The 284-nt window shown below is 53.9% G+C and carries 1 protein-coding gene; it reads right to left on the bottom strand.

Annotated elements, in window-relative coordinates:
• Positions 1 to 7: 7 nt before the first annotated feature.
• A partial coding sequence (locus C2I19_RS16705) for a transposase (protein WP_103903793.1) occupies positions 8 to 284 on the bottom strand: 277 nt, incomplete at its 5' end.

Raw genomic sequence — 284 nt, 5'->3', positions numbered from 1 at the left:
TAAGTAATCACGAAAAATTGATTTGAAACTTGTCGCCATAACCACCAAGCAGCGCCGAGATCTCTGCATCCAGCGTTTCGCGGGTCCACGTGATGAAACGGCGCCAGTGGTATTTGGCGTGCTTCCACACCATCTCGATCAGGTTAAGCTCAGGACTGTAGGTCGGCAGATAGAACAACACCATTCGGTGCTGCACCAGCCAGCGATCCAGCGTCGCCTGCTCAATCCCGTGGTGAATGCGAGCGTTGTCGAGTACCACAAAGGTCACTCGACCATCGCCTTGC

Source organism: Chromobacterium alticapitis, from assembly GCF_002924365.1.
In the GTDB taxonomy this organism is placed as follows: domain Bacteria; phylum Pseudomonadota; class Gammaproteobacteria; order Burkholderiales; family Chromobacteriaceae; genus Chromobacterium; species Chromobacterium alticapitis.
This window is presented reverse-complemented; position numbering and strand designations above follow the sequence as displayed.